15 protein-coding genes and 1 pseudogene are annotated in these 16154 nt (G+C 45.4%); all 16 read right to left on the bottom strand.

Annotation, left to right across the window (positions count from 1 at the left end):
- Positions 1-271: 271 nt before the first annotated feature.
- Positions 272-1174, bottom strand: a complete 903-nt coding sequence (gene rfbD, locus ACB032_RS03025; RefSeq protein WP_371137321.1) for a dTDP-4-dehydrorhamnose reductase — start codon at positions 1172-1174, stop codon at positions 272-274.
- 6 nt (positions 1175-1180) lie between these two features.
- Positions 1181-2452 carry a sugar transferase gene (locus ACB032_RS03020; RefSeq protein WP_026080409.1) on the bottom strand — a complete coding sequence of 424 codons (1272 nt, stop codon included), beginning with the start codon at positions 2450-2452 and terminating at the stop codon, positions 1181-1183.
- 58 nt (positions 2453-2510) lie between these two features.
- Positions 2511-3938 carry a phosphomannomutase gene (locus ACB032_RS03015; RefSeq protein ID WP_371137320.1) on the bottom strand — a complete coding sequence of 476 codons (1428 nt, stop codon included), beginning with the start codon at positions 3936-3938 and terminating at the stop codon, positions 2511-2513.
- A complete protein-coding gene (locus tag ACB032_RS03010; protein ID WP_371137319.1) occupies positions 3938-5386 on the bottom strand; it encodes a mannose-1-phosphate guanylyltransferase/mannose-6-phosphate isomerase in 1449 nt (482 codons plus the stop codon). The genes ACB032_RS03015 and ACB032_RS03010 overlap by 1 nt, the downstream gene beginning before the upstream one ends.
- Before the next feature lies 1 nt (position 5387).
- Positions 5388-6386 (bottom strand): hypothetical protein, encoded by a 999-nt coding sequence (locus ACB032_RS03005; protein ID WP_371137318.1) that lies wholly within the window; start codon positions 6384-6386, stop codon positions 5388-5390.
- Complete coding sequence (locus ACB032_RS03000) at positions 6376-6975, bottom strand: DapH/DapD/GlmU-related protein (protein ID WP_080602770.1); 600 nt, start codon at positions 6973-6975, stop codon at positions 6376-6378. The genes ACB032_RS03005 and ACB032_RS03000 overlap by 11 nt, the downstream gene beginning before the upstream one ends.
- A gap of 3 nt (positions 6976-6978) precedes the next feature.
- The gene (locus tag ACB032_RS02995) at positions 6979-8061 is read right to left on the bottom strand and encodes a glycosyltransferase (RefSeq protein ID WP_371137317.1); all 1083 of its coding nucleotides are present in this window, start codon (positions 8059-8061) and stop codon (positions 6979-6981) included.
- Complete coding sequence (locus ACB032_RS02990; RefSeq protein ID WP_371137316.1) at positions 8045-8947, bottom strand: EpsG family protein; 903 nt, start codon at positions 8945-8947, stop codon at positions 8045-8047. Before ACB032_RS02990 ends, ACB032_RS02995 begins: the two co-directional genes overlap by 17 nt.
- A gap of 84 nt (positions 8948-9031) precedes the next feature.
- Positions 9032-9913, bottom strand: coding sequence for a glycosyltransferase family 2 protein (locus tag ACB032_RS02985; protein WP_371137315.1), 882 nt, complete (start codon positions 9911-9913; stop codon positions 9032-9034).
- A gap of 38 nt (positions 9914-9951) precedes the next feature.
- Positions 9952-10101: pseudogene (locus ACB032_RS02980) on the bottom strand (DapH/DapD/GlmU-related protein); the annotation flags it as partial.
- 395 nt (positions 10102-10496) lie between these two features.
- A complete protein-coding gene (locus tag ACB032_RS02975) occupies positions 10497-11003 on the bottom strand; it encodes a DapH/DapD/GlmU-related protein (RefSeq protein ID WP_371137314.1) in 507 nt (168 codons plus the stop codon).
- A gap of 3 nt (positions 11004-11006) precedes the next feature.
- Entirely contained in the window at positions 11007-12494 is a 1488-nt protein-coding gene (locus ACB032_RS02970; protein WP_371137313.1) for a lipopolysaccharide biosynthesis protein, read from the bottom strand.
- Entirely contained in the window at positions 12494-13321 is an 828-nt protein-coding gene (locus tag ACB032_RS02965) for an NAD-dependent epimerase/dehydratase family protein (protein ID WP_371137312.1), read from the bottom strand. Before ACB032_RS02965 ends, ACB032_RS02970 begins: the two co-directional genes overlap by 1 nt.
- 2 nt (positions 13322-13323) lie before the next feature.
- Entirely contained in the window at positions 13324-13875 is a 552-nt protein-coding gene (gene rfbC, locus ACB032_RS02960) for a dTDP-4-dehydrorhamnose 3,5-epimerase (protein WP_017410382.1), read from the bottom strand.
- Between the two features lie 11 nt (positions 13876-13886).
- Positions 13887-14750, bottom strand: coding sequence for a glucose-1-phosphate thymidylyltransferase RfbA (gene rfbA, locus ACB032_RS02955; protein ID WP_118880828.1), 864 nt, complete (start codon positions 14748-14750; stop codon positions 13887-13889).
- The gene (rfbB, locus tag ACB032_RS02950) at positions 14750-15835 is read right to left on the bottom strand and encodes a dTDP-glucose 4,6-dehydratase (RefSeq protein ID WP_323967250.1); all 1086 of its coding nucleotides are present in this window, start codon (positions 15833-15835) and stop codon (positions 14750-14752) included. Before rfbB ends, rfbA begins: the two co-directional genes overlap by 1 nt.
- Positions 15836-16154: the final 319 nt, after the last annotated feature.

Here is a 16154-nt window from a genome sequence, read left to right as displayed (position 1 = left end):
TTAGCTTTTATATCAATAAAACAGGTAGTTAGTCATAGCCAGTCAAAAGGCGAGATGCTGTTGATGGTAAACATGCACCTGCGGCAATATCTGGCGCCACCAATAATACGCGACGTAACCTGTCTTGAGTGAAGTAAACATCACCACCAACCTGTCCCAGATAGAATATATAAGAAAATATATGTAAACCTATATTGCAGAGACAATCTTATAAATAAGTGTTATTGCATAGACTTAACACATCAATAAATAGATTAATCTCAATACTTCATCATGTATTATCCATGTCTGACATATTGAGTTCCGTCAGCCACGCATTCATATGCTCTTGCCACGACGGTAACTCAAGGCCAAACACTCTTGAGAAGCGATGGCTATCAAGCCTCGAATTCAAAGGACGAAGAGCCTGTTGCGGCCATTCATCTGAGCAAATTGCACCAATACTCACTTGATCTTTCAACTTGCCTAACCGATAGGCTTCGCTCACCAGAGCCGACGCAAAACCATGCCAGCTTGTCTCACCCCGGCACACCAGATGGTATAGCCCAGCCTTATTAGGTGAATTCAACACTTGCGACAGCGCCAATACAGATGCTCTCGCCAGCCAATCAACCCGGGTCGGAGCCCCCCACTGATCATCAACCACAGCAAGTACCTGTCCTTGCATGGCACGTGCCAAAATGGTACGAGCAAAGTGCCTGCCTTCCCCACCGTACAACCAGCCAGTACGAATAATCAGATGGTGTGAGCACTGGCGTTGTATGGCCAGTTCACCAGCATACTTGCTCATTCCATAGACATTCAGAGGTCTGGGTTGATCAGTTTCAAGCCAAGGTCGAGTCCCTGTCCCGTCAAATACATAATCCGTCGAGAAGTGCACTAGCAACGCCCCCGCATTCCTGGCTTCCCTCGCCATACACAACAAGGCCTGGTGATTTGCCATGTCGGCCAGTTTCTGCTCACTTTCCGCCTCATCGACTGCCGTATAGGCAGCACAATTGATGATGACATCGGGACGGCAAGCACCAATCCAGCTACACAAGACATCCGGAATCGTGATATCGCACTCTTCCTTTCCAAGCGCATTTACTTGCCAATGAGGAAACGTCCGGCGCAGTGCAGAAAAAAGGGCTCGTCCCAACTGGCCACGAGCCCCCAACAACAAGATCCTCATCCGGGATCACCGAGCCCCAAAACCGGTCAGGATAGTCCGAATCGTTTTGAACACGATGAGAACATCCAGCCAGAGGGAGAAATGCTTGATGTAGTAAAAATCATGTTCGATCTTGATACGGGTGTCATCGGCATCGGCTGCATAGCCATGCACGACCTGGGCCCAACCACTGATACCGGGTCGTACGATGTGACGATACATGTAGAAGGGTATTTCCCGTTCAAATTGGTCCACGAAAGTGCGCTGTTCCGGTCTCGGGCCTATCAGGCTCATGTCTCCCTTGAGCACATTGAAGAACTGAGGCAGTTCATCAATGCGTAACTTGCGGATCACCTTGCCCACCCGGGTGACGCGCATGTCCCCATCTTGCGCAAATTGAGCACCGTGCTGCTCGGAGTTCTGACACATGCTGCGGAATTTATAAATCCTGAAATCCCGGTTGCCCTTGCCTACTCGGTTTTGCAAAAACATCACCGGCCCCGGACTTTCAAGCTTGATTAACACGGCAGTGACCAGCATCAATGGTGAAAACAGTGGTATGGCAATCACGGCAGCCAGTATGTCAAGGCCCCGTTTGACACAGGCATAGACCGGAGAAGGCAGCAGAGAGCCGAGCTGATTTTCATGCAGATGATCAATCTTCACCCTGCCCGTCAGGGTCTCACTGATCTGCTTGATGTGGTAAACAGGAATGTGGGCCAATGCACAACGGGCCAGGAAACGTTCCCATTCCCCTGCCAGGTTGTCATCGCGCAAATCAGCCACGACGGCATCGTAACGTATGGCCCCCAGATCAGGTTTGTCCAACAGACGCCACTCAACCCCGGTGTGATGCATGAGCGCCTGGTAGTCACCGAACGGGAGCAATGCATATTTGGGAGTACGGTAACGACGGCCGATGAAGTAGACCACCCAGCAGCAGAGCAGTGCAACTACATAAGATTCGAAAAGAACCTGTCTGCTATAAGGCAGGCGCAGGAAGAAGAGGACTCCTACGAGTGCCCCATAAAGAGTTGTCACCGTCGGGATCATATAGGCAACGGGGCTTGCTCCGGGATAACGCAGGAACCGATAAAGTACGATTCCCGTCAACAGGAAGGCGATGAAAGCCCCACCCAAGGTATTGACCCTGACGGCATCGAGATACTCCCAAAATCCCCACCCCCAACGCTCAAGGGCGGGCAAACACACAGCAAGCAAGGCTCCCAAGAAAAACAGAGAAGGAGGACTGAACAATACACGCTCATACCAGCGTGAGTGACGGCGTTGATAACTCAATGTATTACCCCATGAGCTTAAAGTTTGTGCACATTGCTTTCCAAAAGCGATTTTAAATCTATTTTTGCAAATAACCAAGACACTGATTCACAATAGACTTCGCGCCTTCCACACTATCAGACTCGGCATAACAGCGAAGCTCTGGTGCATTGCCTGAAGGTCGAAGATGCAATACATCTCCTCCGACAAATAAAATTCTCAAGCCGTCAGTTTGATCAACCGACATTATTTCAAACTCATCAAAATGCAATTTCAGCATGAGTTTGGCAATATCAGTTTGCCCCAGCTCTATTATTTCTCTGCTTTTCTCTCTGGGAAAATCTTTGAGCCGGTCAGAGCAGGTAAATCTGTTGGGCAGCGCCTCAACCAATGCTGATATTCTGGAAGTCCGTGAACTGACAAACAATATCAAGGCTGGCAATACTGCATCCCGCGTTGGCAAAGGAGCTAAAGTTTGCCCATTGAACGTCACCTGACTACCAAGCAGAAATCCACCATTGGCTTCAAAACCAGCCACGGATCCATATTGAGCATTCAATATTGGAAACGCTTCTAGAACATAGGGTGAACCAATTTTGGTATGGGTTACATTGGCAAATTTTCCGGATTCACTGACGGCAGTATTGCAACTGACAGGAATAGCAACTGCTTCAATACCCAGATTGGCGGCACAGAGCAGGCCCAATATGTCACCTCTCAACCAGTTGCCTGACTCGTCAGCCACCAAGGGCCTGTCACCATCACCATCTGTCGAGAAAATCGCATCGAGATTATATTCATGGGACCATTGTCTGGCCTTCTCTTGATCAGCTTCGGAAACGGCTTCTGTATCGATGGGAACAAAAGTCTCGGTTCGCTCAAGAGAAATGACCTCGGCCCCCAATGCGGCAAAGAGCACGGCATAGAGGTCACGCCCCGCACTCGAGTGCTCATAGATACCAAGGCGCATACCAGTGAGCGGTGCATGCTGGAACAGCGATGTATAGCGCGCGATGTAGGCTTCGGCTGCATCATTTTTTGCACCCAGGCTCACCAGATTGTCTGCAACGCAAAAGGTTTCTTCTGCAGAGATAATGGCCAGTTCGTCGCCCTTGGTTATCTCGCCATCGGGACGATAAAATTTAAGCCCGTTGCGATCAAATGGAATATGGCTGCCGGTCACCATGATGCAGGGGATACCGTCATTCATAGCTTTGTAAGCCAATGCAGGTGTCGGGACAACGCCGTAATAGACAGGTTCCAATCCGATTGCCTCGAGGGCCGTTGCACAGGCCATTGCCATATCATAACTGCTTGGTCTGTTATCGATGGCGAGCGCGACCTGATTGAAGCGATAAGAAGTCCTCATCACGGCAACGAAGGCACAGGTAAATGCAAAACACACGGGTACTGTAAAATCGGTCACAAGACCTCGTGCACCACTGGTACCAAATTCAATACCACTGTGCTTGATCACGTCACGGCTCAAAAGGTAGTCTTGTTTCATCATTTTTCTCCCCCATCAACTCGGCCATATTTATCACTAAAGCGAATGATATCATCCTCATCGAGATATTTTCCGGAGCGGATCTCGATCAACTCCAGGTCAACCTTGCCCGGGTTTTCAAGGGAGTGTATTGCACCTATTGGAATAAATGTGGATTCGTTTTCGGTGATCAGAAACTCACGTTCAGCATTGGTCACCTTCGCAGTACCTGAAAGCACGATCCAGTGCTCTGCTCTGTGGTGATGCATTTGTGTTGATAGACGCTCGCCGGGTCTGATCAATATTTTTTTGACCTGATAGCCATTGCCGTCATCAATTGAGTCGTACTGACCCCATGGTCTATATACCTCGCGATGAGTGCTATATTCTTTGCGGTCACAGCGTTTCAATTCTTCGACTATCGACTTGACGTCCTGCACCTTGTCCTTGTTTGAAACGAGGATGGCATCCTTTGTTTGAATGATGACCAGATTATCCACGCCAATAGTGGAGACGAGGATGGACTCAGCAGAAACATAGTTATTATGGCTTTCGCTCAAAATAACATCGCCACGGCTAACATTGCCGCATGCATCTTTATCCGATATTTCCCACAAGGATGACCATGAACCTACATCATTCCAGCCAGCATCCATTGGGATGACAACCGCATCCGAGGTTTTCTCCATAATGGCATAATCAATAGAGTCACTGGGACATTGCTTGAATTCATCGTTATTGATCCGGATAAAATCAAGATCACTTCTGACATCATTCATCGAAGCCACGCATGCATCGTATATATCAGGACGTGACTGTTTCAACTCAGCAAGATAACGGCGAGCACTGAACATAAACATGCCACTGTTCCAGTAATACTCTCCACTCGCCAGATAGCTCTTGGCAACATCCAGATTGGGCTTTTCGACGAATTGATTGACACAATATGCCTTTGCTTCATCCCGAGAGGCATCCAGTTCACTACCGCGATGAATGTAACCGTACCCCGTCTCCGGTGCGTTCGGAACAATTCCGAACGTGACCAGCTTGCCCGACGTGGCAAACGGAACGGCACTGTTGATTGTATTGGTAAATGCCTGTTGATCCTTGATCAAGTGATCTGCAGCCAACACCAGCAATATCGGGTCATGCGCATCATCCACATTTCTCAGGCTTTGTATTGCAGCCAACGCGATTGCCGGAGCAGTATTTCGTCCTGCCGGCTCCAGAATGATGTTATTGGCAAGGATATCGAGCTGACGAAGTTGCTCTGCCACAATAAAGCGATGCTTTTCATTACACAGGATCAGGGGAGCACTACATTCAATATCAGCAAGCCTGTTTACTGTCTCTTGCAGCATTGAATTATTGCCATACAAATTAAGGAACTGTTTTGGAAAATGCTCACGAGACATAGGCCAAAGCCTGGAGCCAGAGCCCCCAGCCATGATTACGGGAATAACAGCCATATTAATTTTCACTTCTTGCCAACAAGTTATCAAGCCATGTAGATATGGACAACGCATCTACACTCAGCGCGGAATTCGACATCGCATCCAGGTACCGAGCACACTGTGAATCAGACCATCGTTTTCCTGTATTCCTGTCAATGACAACAATCTCTCTCATGTCTGCATGACAGAGCACTGCTGCATTCGTCGTTACTAATTGATGCCCATCGCCCAAGGTTTCCCAAGTACGCATGGTGAGGCCGGTTTGATTGGCATTATGTATGTCGATGACATATTCACTGTGCTCAGCCACATCAGTAATTGCTCCCCTTGTCAGTGGCTTGAATGTGAGCCACTCTTTGGGTGCAGTGCGCAAGGCAGGATCGAGAAGATAGTAAAATGCAAATTGCAATTTGCTCTGGAAAAATATTTTTACATATACACAGGCATCATGTTCATGGGAGAAGATGCGTTGCAAGACGGCTACACGATCACCATGATAACTGCCGATGAAACTATATTTATATTTCTTGGCAAAAATATGAGTGTGGGGTTTTTTATCCGAATAGAACAATGGCAAATAGCCATAGCCGTACTTTTTGCAATCGGAGATATCAAATGTATATGCCGCATCGGCTTTGACTGCCAATAAAGGAAACGTCTTTATATTTGAAATGGAATCCCAGCTGTAACAGATCACTCTTGTTTTTGGATTGATTTTTTTAATTTTCTCGATCAGACAAGGAGAGACACAAGTCCCCTTGACAATAATAACTTCAGCGATGCCAGAAAGCTTGTCAGCAATAGAGTCTAAAATTTCAGCACTATATTTTTTGGCAGCAAAATGGGCATATCCAAGAATATTGAATTTTATCAATGCCTTTGCTAAAGAGGTGCATTTCGGCCGGTCAGAAAAAGAGAGCACCGATGTGTAACGGTGTTCAAGCTCTGCCGTAAGCAAATTTTTATAATCAAAAAAATCCGGGCATATCAACACGGCACCAGCATTACTTCGCATCAACAGCCACCCATTGCCCACGTTGGAAATCAAACTGCTTAATCACTCTTGCCGGATTACCTACCGCAATGGAATTTGCCGGTATGTCTCTGGACACTACTGAATTTGCACCGATGATGGAAGACTTGCCAATTGTGACGCCAGGCAACACGACTACACCCTCACCAAGCCACACATTTGACTCAATCACAACCGGTTTGGTATGCAGCGTCCGCTCCCTGCTGATGGAATCAGGATGAGAGTGTTCTTCCCCGCTGTAGTTACCATGATTGAGGTCCGTGATAAACACCCGGCTAGCGATCAACACATCATCACCGATCACAATACTGTCGGCTGCTGCAATATGAACCGCATCATTGAGTTGGCAATTCAACCCTATGTCCAGGTTGATACCATCTGAGCCATGAGCCTCCAGCCGGCAATATCTTCCGGTGGTAAATCCTCTCCCCAAGCGGATCCTTGATGCTCCCCTAATTTCAAAAGGCCGCCGGATCAGACGAGCATTCCGAAAACACACTCTGGTGATGATGTATTCTACCATCAATCGAATACATCCCCAGAGACCATAGTGCTGGATATATTTTTTCATGATCTAGACAATCCCGTCTTTTATTATATTTTCTACACAATACTTGTTGATACCGGCCTGATTATAATGCGCAATAACCTCTTCCCGAGAGCCGGTCAGTTTTCCAGCCACTCTCTCTTGCAGCAGCACATACAGGGACTGTTCATTGAGAATATACCCATTGCAGCCATGTTTTATTTTTTTGTTAAAAAATGGAAGATCCGTCACCAGCACAGGAACACCAAATGCATTTGCGATGTCTATTTGTGATGTCGCCGTAACGGAACTATACATCGAATACATGTAGTCAGATACATGCAACTGAGCCACGACCTCTTCAGCATCAACAAATTTATTAATCCAGGTGACATTTCGCCCCTGTGTGGCCCGTAGATAAAGACCCTCTGAATATTTTTCCAGCGCCCCTCTACCCATGATGGTCAAGTGAATATCATCATCGTTGAATTTATCGAGAACCCGCCCCAGAATGTCCAACCCCTTGTAGGATGTGATGGCACCAAAGAAAAGGATCTCCAGCCTGGCATGAGTGCGTTCACCTTTAGTGTCGGCTTTGTTAACCAGGCACGCAAAATCTCCCGACATGGGTAAACAGGTTTTGGTTATTTTCTTCTTTGGGTAGCAAGCGACCGCTATCGATTCCAGCTCATCAGAAGCGACTATCATTCTGGCAGTTCTCAATGCCATGACGCGATCTGACAGAAAGTAATTCATGCCCCGCAAAAAGCCGGCTCTCTCGACATGCTTTATGAGTTCATGACCCCAAGCGACGACTTCAACCCTCCTATTCAGCAACATGGTCAGATAGGCAGAGAAAATACCTTGTGAGAAGATGACCACACGATCATATTTTTCATTGATCACTCTCGCCAATGCTAATACTGAACGAGCGGTCTTGATGGGACTCCGCAAGTTGTAATAAAAAAGATGCTCTGTATATTCAGTTTCTGCTGCTGGATTAGACGATGGAAATGCAAAAGAAACATCGTATTCTTCAAGCGCATGGGCCAGCCCGGTAAACGAAAACCACATGGCAGAGTCGCGGCCCGACATGGAAACAAATATGACTTTTTTATTTTGTGTAACCATGCTGATAGGTGCCCTCCTGAATGGCATGCTGGTCGGCTTGCAACAGCAAATATGTCTTTCCTATAGTCATGAAGAAAGAAATACAAACGAATAAACAGAGTGTTGTCATCTTCTTGTTTCCTTTTGCCATGGCAATTGATGGCAACAGGATCAACAAAGCAATCGGATACAGCCTGATCAAAACAGGGATAAATGTCATGAAGCAAAGAGCCACATAGAGCAGGGTCGGGAGCAAGCCACCTTGAGTTTTGAAGAACAGGAACGGCAAGATCATGAGTACTATCAACTGCAGCGTCGCTACGTCTAGACGGATATTCAACGCGCCCAAGGCCTGATAATCATTGACTTTGCTCATGATCGCCGGCAAGGCAAGCATCAATATCATCAATCCCGCCATACCTAACAAAACCAGTACTTTGGCCTTTATCTTGTTCAAATAAATCAAGGTCATCACGATTGCAGAGAGGTGTGACATGACAGCCAGTATCATGAACGCATAAGAGGTTTTGTCTCTGTTCTTGAGATAAAGACAGACGGCTACCAGCCCAAAGTGCAAAGATAAAGATTGGCGCAACAAATTCAATTCAAACGTGATGAACGAAATCGGAATGTACAGTCCCATCAGAAATATGAATTTGGTTTTGTCCAGTTTGAGACACGCATACGTAAACAAAATAAAACTAATCAGTCTCAGAGCGACTAAAAATTCTATGTAGTCGAGCCCAAACAGCTTGGCAGTAGCCAACAGCAAACCAAAGACTGGCTCAAAGGGAATGGAGAATGGTGGCTCATAATAGGCCCACTGATATACATGATGATCCGGTCCGGCATCTATATGGAACAAGATGAAGAACAGGAGAATATATAAAAATGCTCCTTTCAACATTCCTTCATCTTTTTCAGAGCAGATAGAGAGAAGTATCAGAGGAATATAAAGTAGCAGAACCAGATATAGTGTCATACATGCATACTACATTTTGAAGCCGTCAACCAGCCCCTTGATGAATCCCTGTCTTACTGCGCCAGCAGAAAGCAATATACGTCCCAACCGAGTGATGGCGGTATAGGAAATACTTATTTCTCTTTTTGGGAAAGGCAGATTCTTTTTAGCAAAATAAATTCTGTTTCGGGTCAGATGATACGCTCCAAAGAAACTCAAATCCCCCCCTGTTGATACGCTGACTTTATGTGATATCACTACATCCTGCTCGAGCTTTACTTTATAACCTGCAATATAAGCACGATACAGGAAGTCGGTATCATCATAATAAGCAAAATAGCGTTCATCCATCATGCCGACTTGCTTGAACACATCACTATTCACGATCAGAAAGCAGGTGGGTGCATAAGCATGATATTCATCAAATTTTGCTACTGCTGCTTTATCCATCCCTGCGTAATCATGAGGAGCCAACGCCCGATACTCATCGAAATGTCCGCCGGCATACCAAAGCTTGCCTTCTGGATAATTCAATATCAACGGGCTGACGAGGCTTTCCCCATTGATGGCCACCTGCATCAACTTGTCAAAGACATCTGGCGCCTCAAAAAGAAGATCATTGTTGATGATCAAAACATATTCGCAACCATCCACCAGAGCGGCTTTAATTCCCTGATTATTACCGGCCGCCACGCCGACATTGCTGCCCTGATTGTCGATGAAAGTAGTTTCAATACCGTACTGAGAGGCCAACTCTCGCGCCAGACGAAGTGACTCGGGTTTAGAGCTGTTATCTATTACATAGAGGATAAAATTTTTATAATTTTGACATACAATGCTTTTAAAAAAATCGGGTAAAACTTCAGGTGTATTATAAAGGACAGTAACAAGACCTAACTTTGGTGAATACACTATATTTTCTCCCATACATTCTTATCAAAATTATATTTCTTAATTGTTCTTGCAGGGTTTCCAGCGACTACACTGTAATCATCTACATTTTTAGTGACAACAGATCTAGCTCCTACAATGCAGTTACGGCCTATTGTCACGCCAGGGTTTATATGTGAACCGAAGCCAATAAAACTTCCATCACCTATCAGAACTGGCATACATGTATCTTCTATTCGATCACCTATTTTATTGGCTGCGAACAAATCATTATATGGATGGACAACGTCTACAATAGAACATCCGCCAGTAATAGATACATTATCACCTATTGATATATTGCATCGAGCAACAATATGAACATATTGCTCTATATTAACATTATTCCCAATTTTTATTACAATCTCATTCTGTGGGTCAACAACCTCTAACCTAACTCCATTTCTTATAATAACATTATCGCCTACAGAAATATGCTTATGGTTGGAGATTAGCATAGGTTTTATAATTCTACTCTTATGGCCAAAACTATACATAAGAATTTTGTACTTTAGCTGACTGTATATCAAAAATATGCCATTGATGATTTTTCCAAAAATCATAATTAACTCACCCATTTATTAGATTGGGAATCATATTTTTTAATTATTTTAGCTGGATTTCCTGCAATCATTACATAACCAGGAAACGACTTTGTCACAACCGCACCAGCACCGACAATACACCAGTCTCCTAGTGTGACATTAGGCATAATTTTACAGCCAAAGCCAATGAATACATTTTCACCTAAAATTATTGGTCCTTTATCATAAGACTCTTGCTGCATTATTGGTCCTACTTGCGGATCCAGGCCATGTGAGAGAGTGCTTAAATACACATAGTCACTTAAAACAGCTCCCTCCCCAATTATAATTTGAGAGCCAGTATGTATATTTGCATATCTCCCCACATACACATCTTTATTTATTGTTATCTTAGAGTTTGAATTACCAGTAACTATAAATGTCGCAGCATTATGGATGAAAACATTATCAGGTGAAATCTCAACTCTCTTATCAAGGAAGAATTTATATTTTATTTTATATATAAAGTTGATCAATCGTCCTATCATGAATCACACCTCGAGTATTTTTTGAATATTTTTTGTTTTTCTCAACACCAAATATCCACCGATTGTTAGAGCTAGAATTGATAAAACATTTAGCATATAACTTACGATATCTATGTTTTCTTTTCTCGCTTCTACTAAACCAATAATAAAAACAAACATTGATAGTGGATATATTAAGAAAATCAATTTATATCTGATAAAATAACTATGATCATCTAGTATATTTAATAGTTTAAATGAATATATAAATAGTATTAGAAAAGCTGAAATAGCTAGCCCTATAGGTACCGCATACATTCCATAGGAGTGAATCAGAATAATTGTCAATACAACACTAATGACACTTTCCATTAACGGATAATGCATTATTTTATTCTGCTTAGCTTGAGCAATATATAATAGACCAAGTGGAGCGCCGACTAACCTAACAAGATTAACAGCCATCAGAGATACAAATATATTCTCTACATGAGTAGAAATCGAATCTCCTACCCATAAACTCAAAATGTATGGTCCAACATAAAATGCTATTATTATAGAAATGATAGACAACAACATGACAATAAAAGTCAAGTTGTATAATAATTTATTTAAATTTTCTAAAGAATCATTTCTATTGGAGAGCTTCACCAACGGCTGTATTATCGGTGACATTGCGGCATTAATAAACCCTACAGCAGCTGTTACCAAACTCATTCCCAGTGAATAGTATGCAAACTCATCAAAAGCATATTTCCCTACTAGTATCCCATTTAATCCAACCAACATAAAAGAGGCTAAATTGAAGACGCTTATACCAATGAAATATGAAAAAAATTTGCCAAATTTATACTCAGAACCATCTTTTGATGGTTGATTATCTAGAGGATTTCTGAAAAATGAATATGATATATATATCGTCAAGTAAGATAGAATATTAACTACTAGATAAACATATGACATTACTTTAATGCCATATTGCGCCGACATTACAATTAGGATACCTAATATAACTCTCGACAATAAATTTATCATTGCTGGGATGTCATTCCTCTCTATCCCAGTGAAAAAACCACTAAATACAGATGATATTAGACCAATAACAAATGATATAGCTACAACAAAAAAAGTTACCTTATCCTCAGATGCTTCAATCCCTTCCACTTTACTAAATAAAGAATAAAAGTTGTTATAAATTAAAGTTAATAATAGACAACTAAGAATAATCCCTAGAGAGCTTAAAAAAATACCATTTTTTATTATATGGCGCTCCATTATGGAGTCTTTTTTCTCTCTCGCAATTGTAATGTTTCTCGCAACAGTTAACTGGCATCCAAAACCAATGAGAGCAAAGAACGCTCCAACTTGAATACTCAAATTCCATATCGAGAAACTATCAATTGGTAAACGTTGCAATAAGAAAGGGGATATAACTATCCCCAAGATTACATTTGAAAAACCATTAATTATATTTGCTACTGAGTTCTTCAGCAGTCTATTAAACCCACTCATCAGTGTGCAGCCAAATGAGTTTTAAATTCTGCTATCATCAGCTCAATGTCTTCGAGTACATTCCTTGGTTGATAATCAGGGATGAGAGACATGATCTTAGTGATAGCTGTCTGAGGGAAGTTTTCATTCGGGAAAGCAATCTTATGCCACACGATTTCACATTCTGTGAATTTATGTAAGACATACGCTATTTGCTTAGCCGTAATATTATATCCCGCAGCGATATTGATGATTTGTCCCACACTCTCAGGATGAGTGGCCAAGGTTATACAGGCGCGGGCAACATCCGTTACCGAAACGTAATCTTTTGCATAATCCTGGTCAATATACATATCGACCTTGCCGTGATTGATTGCATTACGGGTGATCGCCGGCAGGAAGAGTGGACTGTGCAGAGCAACACCATAGACATTGCTTGGTCTGACAATAGTGATATCGCGCCCACTTTTCAGGCACAGTTCTTCTGATACCAGCTTGGTCAGGTTGAACAACCGGCGCTGATCATCGGAACATACTTTCAGGTCATCTCCTTCTACCGCCGAGTCCTGGTTCATGTATACACGGGTGGAAGAGACATAAAGGAGACGCTCAAACTTGCCTCGAGCCAGCAGATCGGCCAGCAAACGACAATTGGCATCAAACACCCCCAGCGGAGCATTCTTGCAGTCACCCTGTCCCGCACTGTAGATCACAGTCCCCAGATCGGTGTCGAATACACTTTCATCATCGCGCGGCGGCACCCAGACATTCTCGCCAGCAGCTTCCAGCATGCTGACGATCTCGCTGCCGATAAAGCCCCGCCCGCCAAACACTGTGTAACGTTTCATGCTCACCACCCATTCACCAGGTTGTCACGGATCTGGGCCAGCGTGGGTTGCACACTGTCTTTCGGTGACAACAGCGGCGCCGTCAACGGCCACTCTATCCCCAGCGCGGGATCATTCCACAGCAACCCGCTTTCATCGGTCGGGTCATAGTAATCGGTACATTTGTATTGGAAATCGGCAGTTTCACTCAGTACGCAGAAACCATGGGCAAATCCAGGCGGAATGTAAAACTGAACCTTGTTTTCTCCTGTCAGCAAGACAGATTCATGCTGACCAAAGGTAGGAGAGTCTGGCCTTAAATCAACAGCAACATCAAATACACGGCCCTGGGTCACAGTGACCAGTTTTCCCTGTGGCTTGGTTTTCTGGAAATGCAGACCACGCAGTACATTTTGTGTAGAACGCGAGCGGTTGTCCTGGACAAAATCCGCCGTGATTCCGGCGGCCTTGTAACGCGCTTCCTGGTAAGTTTCATAAAAGAAACCGCGCTCATCGCCAAACACTTTCGGCTCAATAATCAGCAGGTCTGCAATTTTTGTTTTGATTACATTCATGTCGACATCTCTTATTTGATCAGACTCAACAAATACTTGCCATAACCAGTTTTCACCATGCTGCTGCCAATAGCCTTGATTTGGTCACGGTTCAACCAGCCATTGTTAAGCGCAATCTCTTCAAGACATGCGATCTTGAATCCCTGACGCTTTTCAACGGTTTGCACGAACTGAGAAGCTTCAATCAGAGAGTCATGGGTACCGGTATCAAGCCATGCGAAGCCACGGCCCAGTTGTTCGACCTTCAGCTGGCCACGCTCCAGATATGCCTGGTTGACGCTGGTGATTTCGAGCTCACCACGCTCGGACGGCTTGATGCTCTTGGCGATCTCGATGACGGAGTTGTCATAGAAATACAAACCGGTGACAGCCCAGTTCGATTTCGGTTTTACCGGTTTTTCCTCAATGGACTTGGCACGGAATTCTTCATCAAATTCAACGACGCCAAAACGCTCGGGATCCATAACCTTGTAACCGAATACGGTGGCCCCTTCCTGATTGGCTATCGCCTTTTGCAACTGCTTGCCGAAGGCCTGACCAAAAAAGATATTGTCGCCAAGCACCAGGCAGACGCTGTCCTGGCCGATGAACTCCTCACCCAGAATAAAGGCCTGGGCCAGTCCGTCCGGTGACGGTTGAACCGTGTATTGCAGATTGATGCCGAACTGCTCACCGTTGCCAAGCAGGCGCTGGAAACTTTCCGAATCCTCGGGCGTCGTGATGATCAAGATATCCTTGATGCCTGCCAACATGAGCACCGAGAGGGGATAGTAAATCATCGGCTTGTCATAAATCGGCAGCAGTTGCTTGGAAATGCCACGCGTGATGGGGTGAAGACGAGAGCCTGAACCACCTGCCAGAATAATACCTTTCATTACTTCTTCTCCCCGTACTGCTGATCGATCCAAGACTGATAGGATCCACTCTTCACGTTATTGACCCACTGCTGATTGTCCAGATACCACTGCACTGTCTTGCGAATACCGGATTCAAAGGTTTCTTGTGGCTGCCAGGCGAGCTCGGCGCTCATCTTGCTGGCGTCAATGGCATAACGGCGGTCATGGCCAGGGCGGTCGGCCACATAGGTGATTTGATCGCGGTAGGAGCCGGCCTTGGGCACCATTTCATCCAGCAGATCGCAGATGGTATGCACGACTTCCAGATTCTGTTTCTCGTTGTGGCCACCGATGTTGTAGGTCTCGCCGATGACACCTGTGGTGACCACGGTATAAAGCGCGCGGGCGTGATCTTCCACATAGAGCCAGTCACGGATCTGGTCACCCTTGCCATACACCGGCAGCGGTTTGCCATCCAGCGCGTTGAGGATCACCAGCGGGATCAGCTTCTCGGGGAAGTGGTACGGGCCGTAGTTGTTGGAGCAGTTGGTGACGACGGTCGGCAGGCCGTAAGTACGGCGCCAGGCGCGCACCAGATGGTCACTGGAAGCCTTGGAAGCAGAATAGGGGCTGCTGGGGGCATAAGGGGTAGTTTCAGTGAAGAGCGGCAGTGCCACACCGGGGGCTACTTCATCCGGATGGGGCAGGTCGCCATACACCTCGTCGGTGGAGATATGGTGGAAACGGAAAGCCGCCTTGCGTACCTCGTCCAGACCGTTCCAGTAGGCGCGAGCCGCTTCCAGCAGCATGTAGGTGCCGACGATGTTGGTCTCGATGAAGTCAGCAGGACCGGTGATGGAGCGATCAACATGGCTCTCGGCTGCCAGGTGCATCACGGCATCCGGCTGGTGCTGGGCAAACACCCGGTCCAGCTCGGCGCGGTTGCAGATATCCACCTGTTCAAAGGCATAACGTTCACTGTTTGCGACACTGGCCAAGGATTCCAGATTGCCCGCATAGGTAAGTTTGTCGAGGTTGATAACTGAGTCGTTGGTATCCCGGATGATATGACGAACAACCGCCGAGCCGATAAAGCCAGCGCCACCAGTGACAAGAATTTTCATAGGTATGCTCTTGAAAATTAATAGAAATTTGGTTCTTTCTTGAACCTGTTACGAATAGCTCATGGCAGTGGAAACGCTCGCTCAAGCGGCAAATTTCTGGCACCAACCAAGAAAAAGACAATAGCTACCGCCCCTGAGTTACAGCCCCCAGATTGCTGCTTTAACCGGATTGTGTGCGTTGCTGGCCATGATGCCCTCCAGCTTGGGATAGTCCTGTCACCGTCCATGATGACAAAATGTTGGTATGTACGAGAGATGCTGGCCGCCTGACAAGGAACAACGAAGAAAGTTCCATGCCCCTCAACGGCAAAGTGTGGAT

Source organism: Aeromonas sp. S5(2024), from assembly GCF_041403025.1.
Taxonomy (GTDB): Bacteria; Pseudomonadota; Gammaproteobacteria; order Enterobacterales; family Aeromonadaceae; genus Aeromonas; species Aeromonas hydrophila.
The sequence above is the reverse complement of the archived record's forward strand: the minus strand, read 5'-3'. Positions and strand labels throughout refer to the sequence as shown.

Coding starts and splice junctions, on each gene's coding strand:
- ACB032_RS03010 (WP_371137319.1), bottom strand. CDS start 5,386: ATGGCTGTTATTCCCGTAATCATGGCTGGGGGCTCTGGCTCCAGGCTT.
- ACB032_RS02995 (WP_371137317.1), bottom strand. CDS start 8,061: ATGGTTACACAAAATAAAAAAGTCATATTTGTTTCCATGTCGGGCCGC.
- ACB032_RS03015 (WP_371137320.1), bottom strand. CDS start 3,938: ATGAAACAAGACTACCTTTTGAGCCGTGACGTGATCAAGCACAGTGGT.
- ACB032_RS03000 (WP_080602770.1), bottom strand. CDS start 6,975: ATGAAAAAATATATCCAGCACTATGGTCTCTGGGGATGTATTCGATTG.
- rfbC (WP_017410382.1), bottom strand. CDS start 13,875: ATGAATGTAATCAAAACAAAAATTGCAGACCTGCTGATTATTGAGCCG.
- ACB032_RS02975 (WP_371137314.1), bottom strand. CDS start 11,003: ATGATAGGACGATTGATCAACTTTATATATAAAATAAAATATAAATTC.
- ACB032_RS03005 (WP_371137318.1), bottom strand. CDS start 6,386: ATGCGAAGTAATGCTGGTGCCGTGTTGATATGCCCGGATTTTTTTGAT.
- rfbB (WP_323967250.1), bottom strand. CDS start 15,835: ATGAAAATTCTTGTCACTGGTGGCGCTGGCTTTATCGGCTCGGCGGTT.
- rfbD (WP_371137321.1), bottom strand. CDS start 1,174: ATGAGGATCTTGTTGTTGGGGGCTCGTGGCCAGTTGGGACGAGCCCTT.
- ACB032_RS02970 (WP_371137313.1), bottom strand. CDS start 12,494: ATGAGTGGGTTTAATAGACTGCTGAAGAACTCAGTAGCAAATATAATT.
- ACB032_RS02990 (WP_371137316.1), bottom strand. CDS start 8,947: ATGTTGAAAGGAGCATTTTTATATATTCTCCTGTTCTTCATCTTGTTC.
- rfbA (WP_118880828.1), bottom strand. CDS start 14,750: ATGAAAGGTATTATTCTGGCAGGTGGTTCAGGCTCTCGTCTTCACCCC.
- ACB032_RS02965 (WP_371137312.1), bottom strand. CDS start 13,321: ATGAAACGTTACACAGTGTTTGGCGGGCGGGGCTTTATCGGCAGCGAG.